Origin of the sequence: Vreelandella boliviensis LC1, from assembly GCF_000236035.1 — a bacterium.
Lineage (GTDB): Bacteria > Pseudomonadota > Gammaproteobacteria > Pseudomonadales > Halomonadaceae > Vreelandella > Vreelandella boliviensis.
On sequence record NZ_JH393257.1, the window covers coordinates 1,450,925 to 1,472,174 of the forward strand.

Consider the following 21,250-nt stretch of genomic DNA (forward strand, 5'->3'; position numbering starts at 1 on the left):
TGGTAAGTCCTATACGCGGCAGGTTAAATGCCGATAGCCTTGAGCAGGCTGCCGACAGGGAAACGCGTATTGAGTGCGCTGGAGAAAAACAGGTAGAGAACCAGTGGGAGTGCGACGGCAACGATGGCCGCCACCACTTTATGGCGCCAATAACCCGTCAGTATCAGCATCGCCATTAACAGCAGAATGCTTGATAGCAAAAAACCGAGCAGCATCACTGAGCCGATAAAGAGCGCAAAGGCAAGTACCGTCCAGCCGAAGCGAGTGAGTAGCGCGACAAGTGGCGTGTCTCCGCGGATGGCGCTGGCATCTTCAGGGTCAGCGATTGATTCGGTTTTGCGTGAAAAAGACAGCCCGACGAGCAGTATGCCCAGCGCCATGCCGAACATGGAAACCGTGCGTGGCCACATATCCGGCGGTGGCGCAAACCCGGGAATAAAGCGCGGGCGGGGCACATAGGCGGGTATCAGTAAAAACAGAACGATACCGAACAGCACCGTAATAACTAAACCGCGTGTTATACCCATGACCCCTCCAGTGATTAAATGAAAAATGTAGTGATAGCGTGGTGTTTAGCGCTAATGCTAATTCACTCCAAATAGCCAAACTGTTCTGCTAAGGCGCGGTAAAACTCATATTGCTCTTGTGCGTAGGTTTCCATGTCGACACTGCCGATGGTGGAAATTGAGCCGCGGTCATCAGCACGGCTGAGCCACATTTCATCTTCAGCAACCTGTTCCATTACCTCTGCCCAGGTATTCATTACGTCTTCAGGTAGATCCGGCGGGCCATACAGCGCGCTCCAACCAATCACTTGCCCAGCTAGCTCATAACCTAGCTCTTCAGCAGTCGGCACTTCCGGCAGTGTTTCCATGCGCTCTGGAGAGAACACCATTAACGGGCGCATATCACCGCTCTCGATATGGGGCATCAGCGATGCTGCTGCGATGGCGAGAAAATCAACATGCCCACCCAGTAGCGCCGTGGCGAGTTCACCACCCCCACGGTAGGGAATTAGCGTTGCCGCTGTCAGCGGATCCATTTCCACGTCAGCCAGTAGTGACTGCACCGTAAAACCATCAATGGCGGTGGCACCGGAAGCGGCGTAGCTCATCGCGCCAGGGTCGTTTTTGATGCCTTCCAGCAAATCCTCAACGCTTTCATAAGGAGAGTCGTCAGCCACGGCGAGGATCATCGGTGTCGCTTCAAGCGGGCTGATAAAGGTGTACTCATCCCAATCAACACTGCTGTTTTCGTTGACCGCCGGTGACAGCGCCATGCCGACGCGGGCTAAAAGCAAGGTGTAACCATCGGGGTCAGCCTGTGTCACATCGCGAGCGCCGGTCATACCCCCTGCACCGGCTTGATTGACGACCGTGACAGGCTGGCCTAAATATTCGCGAGCCGATTCTGCTAACGCCCTGCCCGCCAGGTCAGAGGCGCCGCCGGGGCCGTAAGGGACTACCAGCGTGACGGGTTCGGAGGGGTAGCTCTGAGCATAGGCGGTGGAGGCAGCGAGCAGCGTTGCTGCCGCTAAGCTAAACGTGAGTTTCATACTTGTCTCCGCAATGGTTGTTGCATAGCTGTTATTGAAAGAATGTGACTGAAGCACTGAGTAACAAGCGTTAATTGGATTCAGCGCGTTAAACATAGACAAGTATGAATTTTATTGCAACAATTCAATTTAGTATTCGAATTGGTTCTAGTGGTGAGCCAAAGCTGCAAGCTTACTGTTTATAAAGCGTGTTTTTTATCTGCCGGTTAACTAGTTTAATACCGCTAAAGCGAGTTTAAGGTAATGAAAATAAAAGAAATTGAAGCGTTTGATGCCTTTATGAAACACGGCACGACGAAGGCTGCCGCAGAAACGTTAGGCATTAGTCAGTCAATGGTAAGCCGTTTACTAATCGGCCTGGAGGACGAGCTAGGCTTTGCGTTGTTCAAACGCGCCCGTAATCAGCTTTCACCAACGTCAGAAGCGTTTTTATACCACGCATCCGTTTTACGGCTGATGGCGAGTATTCGAGATACGCAAAAAGACGCTGATGCTATTGCTAATAATCAATTGGGTAGTGTCGTAGTGGCTGCCCAGCCCATTTTTTGCGATACCTTCTTACTCGATGTGATTAAGCGCTTTAAACAAAATCATCCTAATGTAGGCGTTCGGGTCATCGATGCAGGGTTGCAGGAGTTGCTTAAAATGATCGACAACAATACCTGTGACGTGGCGCTGGGGATAACGCTCGAAGCAGACACTTATGGGGCAACGGTGAGTAGTCTTGCTCGCTGTTCTGCGCGCTGCATCATGCATCGTACACACCCGCTTGCTAAGCAAAACGTTGTATCGATCGCTAGCTTACAAAATCAGACATTCGTAGAGCTGATGGCAGATAGCCCACTGCGTGCAAGGGTGGACTACATTATGCAGACCATTGATATAAAGAGACATATTGCCGCTGAAATGCGCCACATGCGCGGAGTGTGCGCATTAGTTGACCGCGGATTGGGCGTTGCCGTGATTGACCCTATTGCAGAGTTGTTACTGCAGGGAACAGCCGTTGTATCAAAACCAATAGAGCCGAGCATTGAGTGGGAAATTGCTTTACTGAAATCTAAACACAGGCCGTTAAGTAGCGTGGCTGAATCTTTCTGCGAAGAGATATACGCTGAAATCGACAGCTTGCATCAAATGGGAATATTAACTTCACTAAAATAAAACAGTCACGGCAAACATATGACTTAACAGGAGACCGCCCCATGCAGCTCTATTTAAATACCTCTTCTCCCTATGCACGCGTTGTGCGCGTTTGCCTCTATGAAAAGCAGCTGATCGAGCGCACCGAGCTTTGCTGGTGTGACCCTTGGGCGACGGATAGCGAGCTTGTGCAGATTACGCCGCTTAGCCGTATTCCGACGCTGGTGACCGATGAGGGAGATGTCATCACCGAGTCGCTGTTGATTGCTTTCTATCTGGATGCAGTGGGTGAAGGGCCGTCTCTGATACCCAGTAAGACATTAGCGGAAACCTTGGCGCTGGCAGGGCTGGGGCAGGGCTTGATGGACGCCGCTTTTAACGTGGTGATTGGCCGCAAGCATGGCGGTAATGAAGTGGATACGACGCTGTTGGGGCAGCGCCGTTTAAAAGCGGTTGAACGCACTTTGATAACACTCAATACACACCCCAGCGTGCTGGCGGGCAGCGCCCAGCGCAACTTGGGAGCGATTACCGTTGCCGTTGCGCTGACGTATATTAGTTTCCGCCTTCCGGCCTTTGATTGGCAAAACCGCTACCCGACGCTATACGCTTGGCAGGCGAAGGTGGTGGAGGGCGAAAGCTTTGCACTGACCGAATTTGCTTAGTGCAGATTAATCGCGCCGCTGGTAAATCAAATCCCATACACCATGGCCAAGTTTTTCGCCCCGAGCCTCAAACTTGGTTAGCGGGCGGAACGCCGGACGTGGCACGTAGGGAGCAGTTTCCGCGCTGGCGGTGTTGGTATAGCCGGGGGCCGCTTCCATTACCTCTGCCATCCACTCTGCATAGGCTTCCCAGTCAGTGGCCAGATGGAAAGTGCCGCCGGGCATCAGGCGAGTGCGGATCAGCTCAACAAAGGCGGGCTGCACGATACGCCGCTTGTGGTGTTTCTTCTTCGGCCAGGGGTCGGGGAAGAACAGCTGCAGCGTGGTCAGCGAGCCTTCGGGTAGGCACTGCTCAAGCACTGCCAGGGCATCCTCGCGGTAAACCCGCAGGTTAGTCAGGCCGCGTTTGTCGACCTCATCAAGCAGCTTGCCAACGCCAGGGGCGTGCACTTCGATGCCGATAAAGTCGGTATCTGGGTGAGTTTCGGCTTGTTCAAGCAGCGAGTTGCCCATGCCGAAACCGATTTCTACGACCCGCGGTGCCTGACGGCCAAATAGGGCGTCCAGGTCTTGACGGCCGTCGGCGATGGTCAGTCCAAAGCGCGGCCAGATATCTTCTAAACCACGGTTTTGCGCCTGGGTCATACGACCCGCGCGAATTACATAGCTTTTAATGCCGCGGCGATGCAGCGGTGCATCCGTACCTTCCGGGCCTGTAGTGGCGTTGCTTTCGGGCGCGGCACTTTCGGGTACGCTATCGTTGGTGTCAGTCATGGGGTCTCGAATCAATTAACCGTTAATACGGCCAGCGAAAGGTGAAGAAGGATCGGCGGACTGGCGGCGCGGCATACGGCCGGCTAAAAACGCATCGCGGCCAGCTTCCACGGCCAGCTTCATGGCGTTGGCCATGCGTAGCGGCTCGCGGGCGTGGGCAATGGCCGTATTGAGCAGCACGCCATCACAGCCTAGCTCCATCGCCATGGCAGCATCCGATGCGGTACCAATGCCCGCATCCACTAGTACTGGTACCTTGCTCTGTTCAACAATCAAGCGCACGTTGTGTGGGTTCTGGATGCCGTGGCCCGAACCAATCAGTGAGCCTAGCGGCATGATGGCGCAGCAGCCCATGGCTTCTAATTCGCGTGCCACAATAGGATCGTCGCTGGTGTACACCATGACGTCGAAGCCATCGGCAAGCAGCGTTTCGGCGGCTTTTAGCGTCTCGACCACGTTAGGGTAAAGCGTGTGATCGTCGCCGAGCACTTCCAGCTTGACTAAATTGTGGCCATCCAGCAGCTCGCGGGCTAGGCGGCAGGTACGCACGGCGTCTTTAGCGCTATAGCAGCCGGCAGTGTTGGGCAGCAATGTATAGCGATCAGGGGAGATGGCGTCTAACAGGTTGGGCGCGTCGGCGTCTTGGCCTAAATTAGTGCGGCGCACCGCAAACGTCACAATTTCAGCGCCGCTTTGGGCAATGGCGGCGCCGGTTTCGGTAAAGTCTTTGTACTTGCCTGTTCCCACCAGCAGGCGCGAGTGAAAGTCGCGTCCGGCGATGGTTAGCGGGGCATCGGCTAGCGGTGTATCGGTTAGTTGGGTCATAGTGTTTCCTTTAGCCGCCGCCAATCGCGTGGACAACTTCTACATGGTCGCCATCGACCAGGCGGGTGTCGGCGTGTTGGCTACGGGGGACGATCTCTTCGTTTATTTCGACGGCGATACGACGACCGCTAAGGCCCAGCTGTTCAACTAAGTCAGCGGCGGTGAGGCCGGGCGACAGCGTATGGGGTTCACCGTTTAGACGTATCTGGATAGACATAGATAGGCGTGTCTCATTCGTCGTGGTAGTTCGTTCTCTAAGGCATTCTCTATTGTAGCGGTTTCGCGCTGCGCAAGGTAAGCCGTAGGTGTAATCAGCTTGATGGATGTGAGCCATAATCGAAACAGGAGAGCAGCGTGAAACGGATAGATAAAGTGTGGTGGTGTATCGCGGCGCTATCGGGCGCGATGATGGTAATGCTAGGCGCCTATGCCGCCCATGGCCTGTCGGCGCGCACCACAGAAGCGATGGTAAGTGCGGTTGAAACCGGTGTGCGCTATCAGGCTTGGCACACGCTTGCCATCATGATCGTGCTGGTATGGCGCTACGTGCAGCCGCTTGCCGGTCAACGCTGGGTGCTGGCGCTATGGGCGCTAGGTATGGCGTGCTTTTCAGGCTCGCTCTACCTGATGGCACTGGCAGGACTGAATCTTGGCATTGTCACTCCCATTGGCGGGCTACTGTTGATGGCCGGTTGGCTGGCGCTTGGAGCGGTAGCCCTGCTTGCGCAGCGCCCCCGTGGTTAGACTTGAGCAGGTGTTAAGTGACGCTACCATTGACAAAGTATGAGTCAATTATTGAAGCGTTCTGATGTCGCACTTAAATGATCAGCGTCAAAATGCATCACAAGCAGGGGGGTATCTTGACCTTGAGGCAACACACAGGTTGTAAGCTTTCAATTTAATGCTCTTAGCTTTTTTATTCGCTCTTAATCAGGAGAGTATTGATGAGCCGTTTAACGACATCACTATTTTTATCCGGCGCACTGGTTCTGGGGGCGACCTCGGCCCATGCGGCACTGCCTGACGAGGCCACACTGTATAAAAATCCTCAGTGCGGCTGCTGTGACGCTTATGCGCGCCATCTTGAAGAACTCGGCGTAGAAGTAACGATTATTGATGACGTAGAACTGGGTGATATCAAGCAGCAGGCGGGCGTTCCCTACGGCTTGGGGTCGTGCCATACCATTGAAATGGGCGAGTACTGGATTGAAGGCCACGTACCGATGGAAGCCGTGCAGGCGCTGTTTGAGCAACAGCCTGATGTTGACGGTATTGGTTTGGCGGGTATGCCCATTGGCACGCCGGGTATGCCGGGGCCTCAAGATGAGCCCTATAACGTCTACGCGTTTAGCGACCAGCAAGATAAGCCGTTTATGACGTTGGCGCCGTAATTGGCGCCCGCCTTAAGTCTTGTCTGGCAGCGCATAGCTGGCGGTAACATGCACCACCGGGCGGGTTTCGTCGCTGGCAGAGAATAGCTGTACTTCGCCCACCGCTAAGCGGCGGCCGAGTTTGATCAGCTTGGCGTGGGCGATAATGTCGTGATCGCCTGACGCTGCGCGGAGGAAGTGGCAGTTTAAATCGCTGGTCACGGCCATGGCCTCTGGGCCAATTTGCGCCAAAATAGCCACGTACATGGCCACATCCGCAAAGCCCATCATGGTGGGTCCAGAAACCCGTGGGCCGGGGCGCAAATGCTCGTTGCCGATCTTCAAGCGCATGGTAGCCGTCATGTCGCCCACGCTCTCTATCTTGCCCATCCGCTGGGGAAAGACTTCATCCAGAAAGTGCTCAATCTGTTCGGCGGTCATTACGGTCATTGTTATTTTCACTCTCTCAGGCCATTCATGCCGCTGGCAGTAGGCTGACGAGAGGGCGCTGTAAACCCTTCCCTGGGCGCTACTTATGCCATCCATGGCATAAGACCCTCTTTTTAGCCTACTCCCAACATCTGCGCATGCTTCTGTTTACGTTAACGTCAAGAAGCATAAATAAAAAAGCCCCAAGGTGCGAGCCTCGGGGCCATGTTTCAGGGGGAGGCTCGTTTACTTCGCCTTATGCACCTGACGCCACTCGTGCAGTAGCGGCTCGGTGTAGCCGGAAGGCTGGACGCGGCCTTTGAAGATCAGGTCTGAAGCGGCTTTGAAAGCAGTAGAGCCTTCGAAATCGACACTCATGGCGGTGTAGGTAGGGTCGTCTGCGTTTTGCTCATCGACTACCTTGGCCATGCGTTTGAGGGTTTCTTCCACTCGCGTTGCATCGACAATTCCGTGGAGCAGCCAGTTGGCAATGTGCTGGCTGGAGATACGCAGCGTGGCGCGGTCTTCCATCAGTCCCACGTTGTGGATATCTGGCACTTTCGAGCAACCCACGCCGTGCTCTACCCAGCGAACGACGTAGCCAAGAATACCCTGGCAGTTGTTGTCCAGCTCCTGCTGCTTCTCTTCATCCGACCAGTTGGCGTTTTCCGCCACCGGCACGGTGAGTAGGTCGTCCAAATAGTCGGGCTCACCTAACTCTTCCAACTCGCGCTGAACGTCGGTGACATTCACTTGATGGTAGTGCAGCGCGTGAAGCGCAGCGGCCGTAGGAGATGGCACCCAAGCAGTGTTGGCTCCCGCTTTCGGATGGCCGATTTTCTGCTCCAGCATGTTGTGCATCAGGTCAGGCATGGCCCACATGCCTTTACCGATCTGGGCGCGACCGCGCAGGCCGCAGGCAAGGCCCACTTGCACGTTGCTCTTCTCGTAGGCCTGAATCCACGCAGCGCCCTTCATATCGCCCTTGCGCACCATGGGGCCCGCTTCCATGGCGGTATGCATTTCATCGCCAGTGCGGTCGAGAAAACCGGTATTAATGAACGCCACCCGTGAAGCGGCCTCGGCAATACACGCCTTGAGATTAACGGTGGTTCGGCGCTCTTCGTCCATGATGCCCATCTTCAGGGTATCGCGGCTCATGCCCAGAATATCTTCCACACGGCTAAACAGTTCGTTGGCGAAGGCAACTTCTGCAGGGCCGTGCATCTTCGGCTTGACGATATAAACCGAGCCGGTGCGCGAGTTGCGTGGCTGATCAGCGTCTTTCTTCAAGTCGTGCAGCGCGAGCAGTGAAGTGACCACTGCATCCAGAATACCTTCCGGTAGCTCGTTGCCGTTTTCATCTAAAATCGCCGGTGTGGTCATTAAGTGGCCCACATTACGCACGAACATCAGCGAACGGCCGGGCAGGGTGACGCTACCGCCATCGGTGGTTTGCCAGGTGCGGTCGGCGTTAAGTTTACGGGTAAACGTCTTACCGCCTTTGTCGATCTTCTCTTCAAGATCGCCCTTCATCAGGCCCAGCCAGTTGCTGTACACACCCACTTTGTCTTCTGAATCCACTGCGGCAACGGAGTCTTCGCAATCCATAATGGCGGTCAGGGCGGCTTCTACCACCACATCCTTAACGCCTGCCGGGTCGGTTTTGCCGATGGAGTCGCTGGGATCAATCTGGATTTCCAGGTGCAGGCCGTTGTTACCCAGCAGAATCGCTTCGGGTTTAGCTGCTTCGCCGGTAAAACCAATCAGCTTGCCGGAATCCTTAAGACCTGTCTCACGACCACCTTCCAGAGACACCACCAAGTGCTCATCACGAATGGCGTATTTCACCGCATCACGGTGCGAGCCAGTAGCCAGCGGCGCTGCTCGGTCAAGCACGCCGCGGGCGTAGGCAATCACTTTGGCGCCGCGTTTCGGGTTGAAACTGGAGCCTTTTTCCGCACCATCGTCTTCGGAAATCACATCGGTGCCGTACAGGGCATCGTAAAGGCTGCCCCAGCGCGCGTTAGCTGCATTCAATGCATAGCGGGCGTTACTCACCGGTACGACCAGCTGAGGCCCCGCTTGCACGGCTACTTCACGATCCACGTTGGCGGTGGTCGCTTTGACGTTGGCCGGCGCTTCCGCCAAGTAGCCGACCTCTTTCAAGAAGCGGCGATATCCGGGCATATCGGTGACCGGGCCGGGGTTTTCTCGGTGCCATACGTCAAGTTTTTCTTGCAGCGTGTCACGCTCTTCCAGCAATTGACGATTTTTAGGGGTCAAATCATGAAACAGGGCATCCACACCGGCCCAAAAGGCATTTTCATCAACACCTGTTCCCGGTAGCGCCTGCTTATTTATAAAACGATCTAAATCGGCTGCCACCTGTAGACGGTGGCGCGTGATACGCTCGCTCATGGGGTTTCTCCTGTGAGGATGCCCGTGGGGAATGTGTTTGCCACGGTCAGAGTAAAATGTATTTATGGAAAATAATTCCACACCTTCTCGGGCATGTAAACAGCGTAGACCCTAATGCGGTAAAATGCTCGACCAAATGACTAGGGATTAGGGTTTGAGCGCGCGACCAATCTGCCGCGCCTAGGCCAACGGACAATGGCGTTATGGAGAAACAACGATGCGTGATTTCCAACATCTGGAAGGCTTGTTTCGCCACGCCTCGGGTGACACCACCCTTAGCCGCCTCTTGCCAGGGGAAATATTGGCCGACGCCATGCAAGGCTATTTCCACCACTATGGCTTAGAAGCACTGCTGTTAGATACCAGTGAAGTACACGCAGGCTTTATCGATACGGGGCGCTTTGCGCTGTGGTGCCAAGTGTGGAGCCCCCCGCAGCCGGTGGGCACTGCCTTTGTGGTGCACGGCTATTTTGATCATATGGGGTTATATCGCCATTTGCTTGAACGACTGCTGGCCAAGGGTTGGCGAGTGGTGCTGTGGGATCTTCCCGGCCACGGCCTTTCCAGCGGGGCGCGGGCGGCAATAGAAGATTTTGACGATTATCAGCACTGTCTGGCCCACTTGCAGACCACCCTAAAGAGCCAAGGCATGGCGCCTGAGCCGTGGTTAGGCGTGGGTCAAAGTACCGGTGGGGCGATTCTGGCCACCGATGCGCTCACTCGCCGTGAGGCTTCCGGCTGGTCCGGTTTGGTGCTGCTGGCGCCTCTGGTGCGGCCATGGGGATGGAGCCAAACAAGCTGGTTGCACTTGATTGCCAGCCCGTTTTTAAAAGAGTTGCCGCGTAAATATCGCCCCAACTCTACCGACGAGCAGTTCACCGAGTTTCTACGCGAAGGTGACCCGCTGCAGCCCGAACGCTTAAGCGTTGCCTGGGTAAGCGCGATGCGCCGCTGGATGCCCCGCCTACTGGCCCAGGAGCCCAACCCGCTGCCTACCCTGATACTCCAAGGAGAGCAGGATTTGACCGTCGATTGGGAGTGGAATTTAGCGATTCTGGCGAAGAAGTTTCCCAATGCCGAAATTCATCGCCACCCGGAAGCTCGCCATCATTTGGTGAACGAGGCAGATCCCATCCGGGAAGTGCTGTTTGAAGCGCTGGATGGGTTTGTAGACCAGCTTAGCGAGAATAAGGCTTAGCGCCGCCTTTCCGTTAACCTCCTTTCAGCATCCTATCCAACTGCCGATAGCCAATCGCCTCAATCAGGTGCGGCTGGATGGGCTTTGGAGCGCCCTGAAGGTCGGCTAGGGTTAGCGCCACACGCAGTACGCGGTGATAGGCGCGGGCAGAGAGCTTGAGCTTTTCAAGCACACCCGCCAGCCAGGCACGTTCTTCATCATTAAGTGCGCAGGCGGCTTCCAGGGCTTTGCCGCTTAACTGGCTGTTCAGCGCGCCGCGGGCCATTTGGCGTTCTCGTGCGGCCATCACCCGCTCGCGCACGGCTGCCGACGATTCGCCTTGGGTTTGCGCGGTAAGCTGTTCTGGGGGTAGCGCGGGGACTTCCACCTGGAGGTCGATGCGGTCTAGCAAGGGCCCGGAAAGCCGCGCTTGATAACGCTGGATTTGGCTGGCGGTACACTGGCAGCGTTGGCGCGGGTCGCCTAAATGGCCACAGGGGCAGGGATTCATGGCCGCCACTAACTGAAACCGAGCAGGATATCGGCGTTCATGGCTAGCGCGGGCTAAATGGATCTCTCCCGTTTCTAGCGGTTGGCGAAGTACCTCTAGCACATGTCGGGAAAATTCCGGTAGTTCGTCTAAGAACAGTACACCATGGTGAGCGAGGGATATTTCGCCGGGTTTGGGTTTTGAGCCACCCCCCACCAGGGCGGCGGCACTAGCGCTGTGGTGGGGTTGTCTAAACGGCCGTTTACCCCAGTCGGCTTCAAGCGGTAGCCCGCAGACCGAGCGCACGGCGGCGACTTCCAGGGCATCCTCCTCGGAAAGCGGCGGCAGAATGCCCGGCAGGCGGCTGGCCAGCATGGTTTTGCCGGTCCCAGGCGGGCCTGCAAACAGGAGGTTGTGGCCACCGGCCGCAGCGACTTCCAGCGCCCGGCGGGCCTGCTGTTGGCCGCGCACATCGGCAAGATCATCCACCGGGGCGGTGGTTTTCACCGAGGCGCTTAGTTTGTGCGGGGGGATCTTTTCCTGGTCGAGCAAGTGGGCGACGACTTGCCAGAGAGTGTCAGCAGGCAGCACCGGCAAATCGCCTGCCAGGGCTGCTTCATCGGCGCAGTCGCGGGGAATAATCAGCGCTTTTTTCGCCCGCCGTGTGGCCAGGGCAAAGGGCAGTATGCCCGGCACGGCACGCAGTTTGCCATCCAGGGCTAGCTCGCCCGCACACTCCATGCCTTCCAACGCATCCACGGGAATTTGGCCGGAGGCGGCGAGAATGCCAAGAGCAATGGGCAGATCAAAGCGGCCACCCTCTTTAGGCAGATCGGCGGGGGCGAGGTTTAGGGTGATACGCCGAGTGTTAGGAAAATCAAAGCCCGCATTAACTAGCGCGCTGCGCACCCGTTCACGGCTCTCTTTCACCGCCATTTCGGGCAAGCCCACCAGCGTTAGACCTGGCAAGCCGTTAGCTAGATGCACCTCAACATGCACCGCCGGTGCATCTAAACCTACGCCTGCCCGCGTGGCTACAATGGCTAGCGTCATTGCACTCCCTCGCTGTCGTTTGCTGAAAGCCCTAACCTTAATGTAAGCGAACTCTACTTTATCTTAAGTGCTTAACCTATCGTAATTAAGAACGCTTTGGTAGCGTCACGTTCTTCTACTCATTGACGTGGTGGCTAACCGCTGGCGCTGTCTCCAACGCCGCGGCCAGTTCCTGGGCAAAACGCTGGGCGGAGGGAAGTGCGCCGAAGCTCCAGGCGGGCGGCAGATGCACCAGCTTGTCGTGTTTCACGCTGGGGAGCTGCTGCCACAGGCCGCTTTTTGCCAGCTGCTCTTCGACCCCGGCGGGCAGTGGGTCGATGATCACCAGCATTGCCTCGGGGTGGCGTGCCAGCGCTTCAATCCCCACCAGCGCAAACCCCCAGGCGTTGGTGGCTTGATCCCAGGCATTGGGCAGCTCGAGCTGCTCCAGCACGGCGTTGTACAAGCTGTTCTCCCCAAACACCCGCACGTGACGGGCATCCATAAACTGCACCATTAGCAGTGGCGCAATTTCTGACTGTGAGAGGGGGCGTGATTCGCGCAGGGTGGTCATCAAGGCTTGGGTTTCCGCAATCAGCGCTTCTGCTTGAGGCTGGTGCTCGGTTAACTCGCCTAGTTGGCGGGTCAGTTTTTGCATCTCTTGCCAGGTATCGGTGCCGGGGGAGTAGAGCGAGAACAAAGAGACCGGCGCAATTTTCTCCAAGCGTGGCGTTAAACCCACGAACATGGGCGAAATCAGCGTTTGCTCTGGCGGCTCTTGGGCTAGCAGTTCCAGGTTGGGTTGAGCGCGCAGCCCCATATCGCTAACGTTATCAGGAATGCGCGGCTCGCCTACCCACTCATGGTAGTCACTCTGCTGGGCGACGCTGCTAACCGGGGCGTCAATGGCCAGCAGGGTTTCGGCGATCGTCCAGTCCACAGTGGCCCACTGGGCCTGGGCGCTGGAAACGCTCAGTAGGCATGCAGCGAACAGGCCGCAGCGCGCGAGCAAACATAGCAGGGAGGTGTGGCGCATGGTGGTGAGAGGCCATCCGGAAAAAATAGGTGATACATTTAAACGATAATATTTATTGTTTGCAAACTGGCATTGACGTAAAAAATGCCCAGACGCGCTGGTCTGGGCAGATGAGATCACGATTACTTAACGATGCTTAGATAAGGGTTTATGTAAAAGCTTGGAACGGGTTCTTAGAAGCGGTAGTGGACGCTGGCGGTCACGCCGCGTTCGGCGCCGAAGTAGCAGTACTCCAGGGAGTTGCAGGAGGCCACGTACTCTTTATCAAGCAGGTTATTCACGTTTAAGCGTGTTTCGACGCCTTCAACGCCGAGTTGGCTTAGGTCGTAGCCAATGGTGGCATCCACCAGGGTGTAGTCGGGCACGGTTTCGGTATTGCCCCGGTCTGCGGCGATATCCGCGTAGTGGCGTACGCCGACGCCCATATCCACGCCGTTTAACCAGCCGTCGTTGGCCTTGTAGTGGCCCCATAGTTGCACTTGGTGCCGTGGGGAGTAAATCGCGTTATTGCCCTGGTTGCCGTCGTCGCTTTTGGCGTAGGTGATATCGGTGAAGCTATAGCCCGCCTGAAACGAGAGGGTATCAGTTAGTCGCGTTTGCGCTTCCAGCTCCAGCCCTTGGGATTCGATTTCACCCACGGCGCGGTATGGGTCGGTGGGCTGCTCTTTGGTGGCCACATTCTCCTGGCTGATATGGAAAACAGCAGCACTGTACTGACTTTGGCTGCCATTAGGCTGAAATTTGACGCCGGTTTCCCACTGTTCGCCTTCCATCGGTTGAAGCAGATCGCCCTTCTCATCCACGAAACTGGTGGGGGTGAACGCGGTGGAGTAGCTCAGGTAGGGCGCTATGCCGTTATCGAACAGGTAGACCACTCCGGCACGGCCACTGAACTGGGTGTCGCTAAGGGAGCTTGTGTCACCGCTATCGTGGTTGGCATTGTCGATATTCACCCAGTCGTAGCGGCCGCCCAGGGTAAAGCGCCAGTTATCCACGGCTATCTGGTCTTGCAGGTAAACCCCGGTCTGGTCGATCTCATGGCGTTCGCCCAATGGCTGATAAAGCGGGGCGCTGGGCTCTGCGCCATACACGGGGTTAAAAGCGTCAATGGCAGGAAAAGCGCCCGAAGGCCATGACACCTCGTTTTCCCGCTGCTGGTAATCCACCCCGAACAGCAGTGTGTGATCCATAAAGCCGCTGCTAATGTTGGCTTCTAACTGGTTGTCGAGCGTCCAGGCTTCCAGCGATTCATCGCTGCCGGAGTAGTAGCGAGTGAGCTCGTCGGATTCCGGGGACGTCCAGCCATAGCCGTAGACTTGATTGAGCACTACGTCTGAATTGAGGTAACGCATCAACTGGCGTCCGGTCACCTGGTCGTTAAAGCGGTGCTCCAGGGTGTAGCCGACCATGCGCTGGGTGCGCTCGTAGGCGTCGTAGTCTTCTTCACCATCATAGAAGTTATTGCTGATCTTGCGGCCATTGTGGGCAACCACGGCCCCTTCATAGGGCACGCCGGAGTGGTAGCCGCCTTCTGGCTCATCCTGCAGATAGGCTTCTAGGGTTAGGCTAGTGTCGTCGGTGATATCCCAGGTTAACCGCGGCGCAATAGCGTAGCGCTGCTCTTCTGCCGGGCCAAACTGGGTATCCGCGGCTCTGGCTATGCCGGTCAGGCGAAAGGCCACCCGTTGCTCTGCGCCAATCGGCCCGGTGAGGTCAAAAGCAGCACTGCGTTGGTTGTTATTACCTACCCGGAAACGCAGCTCACCACTCTGCTCAAATTCAGGCCGCTTACTGTTTAGGGCGACCACACCGCCAGGGGAGGCGCGCCCATAGAGCACCGAGGCTGGCCCGCGCACGACTTCAATGCTGTCCAAAAACCATGGGTCGATGCGCATACTGCTATGGGAGTTGGCATCACCCATGACTTTTAGGCCATCTAAGAAGGTATTGCTCAAGCTGCCGTCAGAAAACCCGCGCAGTACCAGGTAATCGAAGCGGTTGGAGGCGCCAATCTGGTTGCTGTAAACACCGGGCGTGTAGTCAGTGGCGCGCTGTACGGTGCTTACACCGCGGTTATCCATCTGCTCCCGGGTAATGGTGGAAACGCTCTGGGGCGTTTCGATAAAAGGTGTTTCTACCTTGGTGGCGGCCTGTTGAGCGGTGACCGTGACAGTCCCCAGCTCGGTGCTTTCCTGAGCGTGTAGTGGTGAAACGGCCAGGGCTGCGATAACGGCAGCACTGATGGGAGAGCGTAAAAAGTGCGCAGAGCAAAGCAAGCGGTGATAGGGGATGGACATGGGGAGTACCTGCAATAAGAATCAATTAATCAATGTGTTAATGAGAATTATTGCGCTTATTTGCTTGTGAAAGGTATGTGCAATGACAAAAGGCGTATGCGCGCTGCCAAAAAACATCAAGCAGAGGAACTTACCGCTAACACAACAACGCAGCCCGCTTAGTGGCGGTTGAGCACTTCATGGGGCGCGATGCCAAAGGCGCGCTTAAAAGCAGTGGCAAAATTGGTGGCATGGCGGTAGCCACAGGCGTGTGCGGTTTGCTGAACGCTGTAGCCTTTGCGCAAGTACGCCTGGGCTTGGGCCAGGCGGCAGCGGCGTAAATAGTCGAAAATCGAGCAGCCGTAACAGCGCTGAAACTTGCTACGCAGGCTGCTGGGGCTCATGGCAGCGTTGTTGGCCAACTGCTCCAGCCGATAATTCTGGTGGGGATACTGTTCAAGCTGCTGGCGCAAACGTTCAAGGCGCTGATGGTCGCTATGGGTAAGGCCCGCTGGAAAACTGACGGCTTTCCCTGTGTCGCTGGGCTCAAGGCAAGTGGCAGGCAGCCCATGCGCTAACAATTGGAGCGCTAGACCCTGCCATAGCAGGCGCTGCCGTTCTGCTGGCCAATTCGTGACCAGTGCCGCCTCCAGGCTATGGTGAAGGAGCTGCGGCACTTGCCAGGTATGCAGCACGGGGGTTGCCGGAGGGGCAACGTCGATGGGCAAGGAAGAGAGCGGCCCGGTGGAAGCGAGCAGCGATATGTTCAGAATGCGCAAACGTTGTGGCGCGGGCTGGAAGACTTCAAGTCCGGTCTGCTCATTGAAATGCGCACTGAAGGCGTCGCCCGCCTGCAACTTGAACGACTGGTGGCCGAGCCCCACTTGGATACGCCCCTCAAGGACGACACTGAGAAACCACGCAGCGGAACGCCGGGAGGTGGAGGCGTAGGCGTGCAGGACGTCAAGATCCGAGTGCGTCACCCGCAGTGTGGGCGTTATCTCGACATCCATCACCCGCCCGCGGGCCACGCACGGCGCTAGCTGGGCACGCTCGAGCGTTTCGGGAAAGCGGTAGTCGATCCCGAAGCGCTGACCAAGCGCCAGCAGGTCATGGGTGGTGAGTGGCGTGCCAGATGGCGTTATCGAAGCGAGTGTCGCCATTACCGTTTCACTTGACCTTTGAGTGGCTGTCAACGAGTAGCAAACTGACGTTCAGTAAAAGCCATAAACTGATTTGAAAGCTTACGCGAGCTGTTCAGTGTTGTGCCGTTGATAAGCGCCTGCACACTTCTGCCGTGCCTGTCCTGCCCATAATTGGTGCGTTCATAAGCCCAGATATGGAAAAAGACGACGCTGAAGATGACAAACTGTGCATGGTGAACAATCTGCCAGCAGTGGGGAGTTAGGGGCGGAGAATATCACTAAGAAAAACAAAGTCAATGATATTGATTCGTATTTATTTTTTGCGTTGATGGTTGTTTCAAAATGCAGCAATAGGTGGTCGCGCCCTATTGCTGCTTAAGAAACTGAAGCGTTAAACGGGCTTATTCTTCTGCTCTGTCTCTGGGTCTGTGTCCGGTTCGGGGGCAGTCACCGGCGGTACTTCCGCTTCCACCGGCGTGGCAGTGGAGGCCGTTGACGTTTCAACGGCCGCTTCAAGGTTGGCGACCTGGCGCTCTAATGCCTCTACCCGAGACCGAGTGCGTTGTAGTACGTCCATTAAAATGTCGAAATCTTCCCGTGAGACAAGCTCCAGGCGGTCAAAGGCGCCACGCACGACTTGCTGCACGCCCTTTTGAATATCTTCCGGTGCCTGGGAAGCGTTTTGTAAACGGTCGCCAATCTGCTGGGCCAGTCGGCTAATGCGGTCTTGAGGCGCCATCGCTGCTCTCTCCTTAATAACTCGCTAAATGAACATCTATGTAATTGCTTACCGGTAAGGATACGCAACAGTTGGCAAATTCGCATGCGCCGCGTGAATTTCCTATTGAGCGCTTGGCCTGCATCGAAATGGAGCAGGCAACTTTTGCTTATGCTCTTTTATGGTGCAATAGCCATGGTTTGAGAATGGACTTGCCCAGACTTAGCGCTGTAGAGCGCTTTTTATGTCGATTAAATAACTGACTTTTAAGGAAAAAAAGTCAGCTGGCACAGTATGCGCATTATCGGTTCAGGTGCTTATTCTGGCGGCTGTGCCGCTACCAATCTAGCAAGACTTATCCAGCAGGGGAGATCCGGGATGAAACTCATCACCGCTATCATCAAGCCATTTAAGCTCGACGACGTTCGTGAGGCCTTAGCCGACAACGGCGTTCAGGGCATTACGGTCACCGAAGTTAAAGGTTTTGGCCGTCAAAAAGGGCATACCGAGCTGTATCGCGGCGCGGAATATGTCGTCGACTTTCTACCCAAGGTGAAAGTTGAAGTGGCCGTGGACGACGCCCGCTTAGAGAGCGTATTGGATGCGATCTGTAGTGCGGCTAACAGCGGCAAGATCGGCGACGGCAAGGTGTTTGTGACACCGCTTGAAGACGTTATTCGGATTCGGACAGGCGAACGCGGTGCAGACGCCGTTTAACGCTGTTTCGCGGATCATTTCTATAGTTCAACGGGGAACTTACAATGAATGAGTTGACTGATCTGAGCTACGCGCTCGATACGTTCTACTTTCTAATTTGTGGCGTGCTCGTCATGTGGATGGCCGCTGGCTTCTCAATGTTAGAAGCGGGCTTAGTGCGCTCCAAAAATACCGCTGAAATCCTCACCAAAAACATCGCGCTGTTTGCGATTGCCTGCACCATGTATCTGCTGGTGGGCTACTACATCATGTACTCCAGCAGCGCTGGTGGCTTCCTACCCAACCTGGGTTTCCTGATTGGCGCTGAAAACAGCGTTGATGCGGTGACTGCCGGTGGTGACGACGCGCCCTACTACTCCATGCGTTCCGATTTCTTCTTCCAGGTAGTCTTCGTTGCGACCGCAATGTCGATCGTGTCGGGTGCTGTCGCCGAGCGCATGAAGCTGTGGGCGTTCCTGGCCTTTGCTGTGGTCATGACCGCGTTTATCTATCCGGTGTCTGGCTACTGGACCTGGGGCGGCGGCTGGTTGTCTGAAGTAGGCTACTCTGACTATGCGGGTTCAGGCATTGTGCACCTGGCCGGTGCAGCTGCAGCGCTAGCAGGTGTGATCGTGCTGGGCCCACGTAAAGGCAAGTACGGTAAAGATGGCTCTATCCACGCCATTCCGGGTGCCAACATGCCACTGGCAACGCTAGGTACCTTCATCCTGTGGATGGGCTGGTTCGGCTTTAACGGCGGCTCTGAGCTCAAGCTGGCGGCGGTCGATTCTGCTAACAACGTGGCGCAAGTGTTTGTTAATACCAACGCTGCGGCGGCAGGCGGTGTGATTGCCGCACTGATTCTGGCCAAACTGTGGTTCCGCAAAGCGGATCTGACCATGGCGCTGAACGGTGCGCTGGCTGGTCTGGTGGCGATTACCGCTGATCCGCTCTCTCCATCTGCGCTGGGCGCGACCATTATTGGCGCCATCGGCGGCATCATTGTAGTCGCTGCCATCGTGACGCTCGATAAAGTGAAGTTGGATGATCCGGTCGGTGCGATCTCGGTACACGGTGTGGTGGGTATCTGGGGTGTGCTGGCGGTGCCGCTGAACAACGGCGACGCGTCATTCGGTGCTCAAATCATCGGTATCGCAGGTATCTTCGGTTGGGTCTTCCTGGCCAGCCTGGTGGTATGGCTGATCTTGAAAGCCATCATGGGTATCCGGGTTAGCGAAGAAGACGAGTATGAAGGCGTTGACATCGCAGAGTGCGGTCTTGAAGCCTATCCCGAATTTGGTATCAAGAAATAAACAGCGGCATTAAGAAAAAATTTAATGCTGACCAAGTGAGCTGGCGTGCTCCTTACAGCCTCCCCTTAGTGGGAGGCTTTTTTATTCTCTGCCAATAGCGGTGTATGCTGGTAGTTAGCGGTCATCGGTTGCGTAATCGCAGCCATGCAACCCGACCCCATCACGGCCACCCAGTTAGAGGATATGGTAATGAAATTGATCACAGCTATTATCAAGCCGTTTAAGCTTGACGATGTGCGCGAGTCGCTCTCTGATATCGGCGTACAGGGTATTACGGTGACGGAAGTGAAGGGCTTTGGGCGTCAGAAAGGGCATACCGAGCTGTATCGCGGCGCTGAGTATGTGGTGGACTTCCTACCTAAAGTGAAGCTGGAAGTCGCTGTGGATGACGATATGGCCGAGCAGGTGATTGACGCCATCACCCAGGTGGCTAACACCGGTAAAATCGGCGACGGCAAAATCTTTGTGATGCCGCTAGAGCAGGTTATCCGTATCCGTACCGGTGAAACGGGCAAAGACGCGGTTTAACGGTGAAGGGTAAGGTGTGAATGGTAAGTAGTGCCGAGTAGACAAAGCCCCTGGGGAGAGCATCCCCAGGGGCTTAACTCATAAGGTGATGGTGACAATTTTCTATTCACCCCTCACCCTTCGCGCAACGATCACTTCTCAACAAACGCACGCTCAATGACATAGTCGCCTGGCTCACCCATACGCGGCGAAATATTTAGACCCAATTCGTCAAGCAGGGCGCTGGTGTCGTCCAGCATGGCGGGGCTGCCACAGATCATCGCGCGGTCTTGGCGCGGGTCGATGGGCGGCAGGCCGGTATCTTCAAACAACTTGCCCGTACGAATATGATCGGTCAGGCGGCCCATGGTGTGGAACTCTTCCCGGGTAACGGTCGGGTAGTAGACCAGCTTTTCTGCGATGTCTTCACCTAGGTACTCATGGGCTGGCAGCTCTTTGGTAATGAAGTCGGCGTAGGCCAATTCAGAGACTTCGCGTACCCCGTGAACCAGCACGACTTTCTCAAAGCGCTCGTACACTTCAGGATCCTGGATCAAACTCATAAACGGCGCCAGGCCGGTACCGGTGGAGAGCATGTAGAGGTTACGGCCCGGCAGTAGGTCGTCGCATACCAGTGTGCCGGTAGGCTTGCGGCTGACCATAATCTGGTCGCCTACTTTCAGGTGCTGAAGGCGTGAAGTGAGCGGGCCGTCGGGCACTTTAATGCTGAAGAACTCAAGGTGGTCTTCGTAGTTGGGGCTGGCAATCGAGTAAGCGCGCATCAGCGGCTTACCATTTACTTCTAAACCAATCATCACAAACTGACCGGTCTTGAAGCGCAGGCTGCGCTCGCGGGTGGTGCGGAAGCTGAACAGGGTATCGTTCCAGTGATGAACGCTAAGCACTTCTTCCAGAGCAAACTTACTCATGCCGTTTTCTCCATTAAACGATGCTGGCGCTAGTCCGCATCGGTCATATTCTTAAAAAGAATAAAAATGATTAAATATGTTGCCAGCAAGTCTAAGCAAAGGGTGGTATATCTGTTAAGCAAATTATATTGATAACGGTTATCTTAAAAATAGATATAGATCAAATAAAGGTCAGACTCTATGCATTACACCCTGCGGCAGTTGGAAGTCTTTGTGGCGGTTGCCCAGCATGAGAGCGTCTCCCATGCGGCGCGGGCGCTGGCCATGTCGCAATCGGCGACTAGCACGGCGCTGGCGGAGCTGGAGCGGCAGTTCGACTGCCAACTGCTGGATCGGATCGGAAAACGTTTAAAACTCAACGCATTGGGTTTTCAGCTATTGCCTAAAGCGGTCGCGCTACTTGACCGTGGTGAAGAGATCGAAGAGCTGCTACGTGGCCAAAAGGGCGTTGGGTCGCTGGATGTCGGCGCCACGCTGACCATTGGTAACTACCTGGCCACGCTGCTCATCAGTGACTTTATGCAGCGCCACCCCGGCAGCCGGGTGCGCCTGGCGGTGCGCAATACGCGCCATATTATCGAAGGCGTGCGCCAGCACTCGCTGGATTTAGGCTTGATCGAGGGGCAGTGCGACGATGACATGATTATCAGCCAGCCCTGGGTAGAAGATGAGCTGTGCGTGTTTTGCTCGCCGCGTCATCCATTGGCTGGTCGCGAGCATCTTGAGCTTGAGCAATTGCTGCGTGGGGACTG

Annotated in this window: 22 protein-coding genes; 9 read left to right on the forward strand and 13 right to left on the reverse strand. The window is 55.8% G+C overall.

Annotated features, from left to right (window positions below; all coding sequences use genetic code 11):
- Nucleotides 1–23 precede the first annotated feature (23 nt).
- Together KUC_RS06455 and KUC_RS06460 are read right to left on the reverse strand one after the other, a co-directional pair.
- Nucleotides 24–527, reverse strand: coding sequence for a tripartite tricarboxylate transporter TctB family protein (locus KUC_RS06455; RefSeq protein ID WP_007112341.1), 504 nt, complete (start codon nt 525–527; stop codon nt 24–26).
- 62 nt (nt 528–589) lie between these two features.
- Nucleotides 590–1,555, reverse strand: coding sequence for a Bug family tripartite tricarboxylate transporter substrate binding protein (locus tag KUC_RS06460; protein WP_040479753.1), 966 nt, complete (start codon nt 1,553–1,555; stop codon nt 590–592).
- Between the two features lie 243 nt (nt 1,556–1,798).
- Here KUC_RS06460 and KUC_RS06465 point away from each other — a divergent pair, with 243 nt between their 5' ends.
- Together KUC_RS06465 and KUC_RS06470 are read left to right on the forward strand one after the other, a co-directional pair.
- Nucleotides 1,799–2,716, forward strand: coding sequence for a LysR family transcriptional regulator (locus KUC_RS06465; RefSeq protein ID WP_007112343.1), 918 nt, complete (start codon nt 1,799–1,801; stop codon nt 2,714–2,716).
- 41 nt (nt 2,717–2,757) lie between these two features.
- Nucleotides 2,758–3,360, forward strand: a complete 603-nt coding sequence (locus KUC_RS06470; RefSeq protein ID WP_007112344.1) for a glutathione S-transferase N-terminal domain-containing protein — start codon at nt 2,758–2,760, stop codon at nt 3,358–3,360.
- A gap of 6 nt (nt 3,361–3,366) precedes the next feature.
- On the opposite strand, the gene trmB is transcribed toward KUC_RS06470, so the two are convergent.
- Genes trmB through thiS form a run of 3 tightly spaced genes read right to left on the reverse strand, consistent with a single transcriptional unit; the run spans nt 3,367 to nt 5,176 of the window.
- Nucleotides 3,367–4,134 carry a tRNA (guanosine(46)-N7)-methyltransferase TrmB gene (gene trmB / locus KUC_RS06475; protein WP_007112345.1) on the reverse strand — a complete coding sequence of 256 codons (768 nt, stop codon included), beginning with the start codon at nt 4,132–4,134 and terminating at the stop codon, nt 3,367–3,369.
- A gap of 15 nt (nt 4,135–4,149) precedes the next feature.
- Nucleotides 4,150–4,959, reverse strand: coding sequence for a thiazole synthase (locus KUC_RS06480; protein WP_007112346.1), 810 nt, complete (start codon nt 4,957–4,959; stop codon nt 4,150–4,152).
- Between the two features lie 10 nt (nt 4,960–4,969).
- The gene (gene thiS / locus KUC_RS06485; RefSeq protein ID WP_007112347.1) at nt 4,970–5,176 is read right to left on the reverse strand and encodes a sulfur carrier protein ThiS; all 207 of its coding nucleotides are present in this window, start codon (nt 5,174–5,176) and stop codon (nt 4,970–4,972) included.
- 137 nt (nt 5,177–5,313) lie between these two features.
- Between thiS and KUC_RS06490 the strand changes: the two genes are divergently transcribed.
- On the forward strand, nt 5,314–5,703 hold the full coding sequence (locus tag KUC_RS06490; protein WP_007112348.1) for a DUF423 domain-containing protein: 390 nt from the start codon (nt 5,314–5,316) through the stop codon (nt 5,701–5,703).
- 200 nt (nt 5,704–5,903) lie between these two features.
- The gene (locus KUC_RS06495; RefSeq protein ID WP_007112349.1) at nt 5,904–6,350 is read left to right on the forward strand and encodes a DUF411 domain-containing protein; all 447 of its coding nucleotides are present in this window, start codon (nt 5,904–5,906) and stop codon (nt 6,348–6,350) included.
- Nucleotides 6,351–6,362: 12 nt separating this feature from the next.
- On the opposite strand, the gene KUC_RS06500 is transcribed toward KUC_RS06495, so the two are convergent.
- On the reverse strand, nt 6,363–6,779 hold the full coding sequence (locus tag KUC_RS06500) for a PaaI family thioesterase (protein WP_040479756.1): 417 nt from the start codon (nt 6,777–6,779) through the stop codon (nt 6,363–6,365).
- A gap of 225 nt (nt 6,780–7,004) precedes the next feature.
- Nucleotides 7,005–9,179 carry a malate synthase G gene (locus tag KUC_RS06505; RefSeq protein WP_007112351.1) on the reverse strand — a complete coding sequence of 725 codons (2,175 nt, stop codon included), beginning with the start codon at nt 9,177–9,179 and terminating at the stop codon, nt 7,005–7,007.
- Between the two features lie 217 nt (nt 9,180–9,396).
- Between KUC_RS06505 and KUC_RS06510 the strand changes: the two genes are divergently transcribed.
- Nucleotides 9,397–10,377: an alpha/beta hydrolase gene (locus KUC_RS06510; RefSeq protein WP_007112352.1), complete on the forward strand. Its 981-nt coding sequence runs from the start codon at nt 9,397–9,399 to the stop codon at nt 10,375–10,377.
- 13 nt (nt 10,378–10,390) lie between these two features.
- Here the strand turns inward: KUC_RS06510 and KUC_RS06515 are convergent, their stop codons facing one another.
- The 5 genes from KUC_RS06515 to KUC_RS06535 all read right to left on the reverse strand — a co-directional run bounded on the left by KUC_RS06515 (nt 10,391) and on the right by KUC_RS06535 (nt 17,074).
- Entirely contained in the window at nt 10,391–11,899 is a 1,509-nt protein-coding gene (locus KUC_RS06515; RefSeq protein ID WP_007112353.1) for a YifB family Mg chelatase-like AAA ATPase, read from the reverse strand.
- A gap of 115 nt (nt 11,900–12,014) precedes the next feature.
- The gene (locus KUC_RS06520) at nt 12,015–12,914 is read right to left on the reverse strand and encodes an ABC transporter substrate-binding protein (protein ID WP_040479759.1); all 900 of its coding nucleotides are present in this window, start codon (nt 12,912–12,914) and stop codon (nt 12,015–12,017) included.
- Nucleotides 12,915–13,087: 173 nt separating this feature from the next.
- Nucleotides 13,088–15,211, reverse strand: coding sequence for a TonB-dependent siderophore receptor (locus KUC_RS06525; protein ID WP_007112355.1), 2,124 nt, complete (start codon nt 15,209–15,211; stop codon nt 13,088–13,090).
- Between the two features lie 158 nt (nt 15,212–15,369).
- The gene (locus KUC_RS06530; protein WP_007112356.1) at nt 15,370–16,353 is read right to left on the reverse strand and encodes an AraC family transcriptional regulator; all 984 of its coding nucleotides are present in this window, start codon (nt 16,351–16,353) and stop codon (nt 15,370–15,372) included.
- Between the two features lie 373 nt (nt 16,354–16,726).
- Complete coding sequence (locus tag KUC_RS06535) at nt 16,727–17,074, reverse strand: accessory factor UbiK family protein (RefSeq protein WP_007112357.1); 348 nt, start codon at nt 17,072–17,074, stop codon at nt 16,727–16,729.
- Nucleotides 17,075–17,431: 357 nt separating this feature from the next.
- Here KUC_RS06535 and KUC_RS06540 point away from each other — a divergent pair, with 357 nt between their 5' ends.
- The 3 genes from KUC_RS06540 to glnK all read left to right on the forward strand — a co-directional run bounded on the left by KUC_RS06540 (nt 17,432) and on the right by glnK (nt 19,590).
- Nucleotides 17,432–17,770, forward strand: coding sequence for a P-II family nitrogen regulator (locus tag KUC_RS06540; protein ID WP_007112359.1), 339 nt, complete (start codon nt 17,432–17,434; stop codon nt 17,768–17,770).
- A 44-nt stretch (nt 17,771–17,814) separates the two neighbouring features.
- Nucleotides 17,815–19,062, forward strand: coding sequence for an ammonium transporter AmtB (locus tag KUC_RS06545; protein WP_007112360.1), 1,248 nt, complete (start codon nt 17,815–17,817; stop codon nt 19,060–19,062).
- A 189-nt stretch (nt 19,063–19,251) separates the two neighbouring features.
- A complete protein-coding gene (gene glnK, locus KUC_RS06550; RefSeq protein ID WP_007112362.1) occupies nt 19,252–19,590 on the forward strand; it encodes a P-II family nitrogen regulator in 339 nt (112 codons plus the stop codon).
- Between the two features lie 131 nt (nt 19,591–19,721).
- Here the strand turns inward: glnK and KUC_RS06555 are convergent, their stop codons facing one another.
- Nucleotides 19,722–20,498 (reverse strand): ferredoxin--NADP reductase, encoded by a 777-nt coding sequence (locus tag KUC_RS06555; protein WP_007112363.1) that lies wholly within the window; start codon nt 20,496–20,498, stop codon nt 19,722–19,724.
- Nucleotides 20,499–20,678: 180 nt separating this feature from the next.
- Between KUC_RS06555 and KUC_RS19945 the strand changes: the two genes are divergently transcribed.
- Nucleotides 20,679–21,250, forward strand: a 572-nt coding sequence (locus KUC_RS19945) for a LysR substrate-binding domain-containing protein (RefSeq protein WP_244264744.1), incomplete at its 3' end; no start/stop codon positions are given.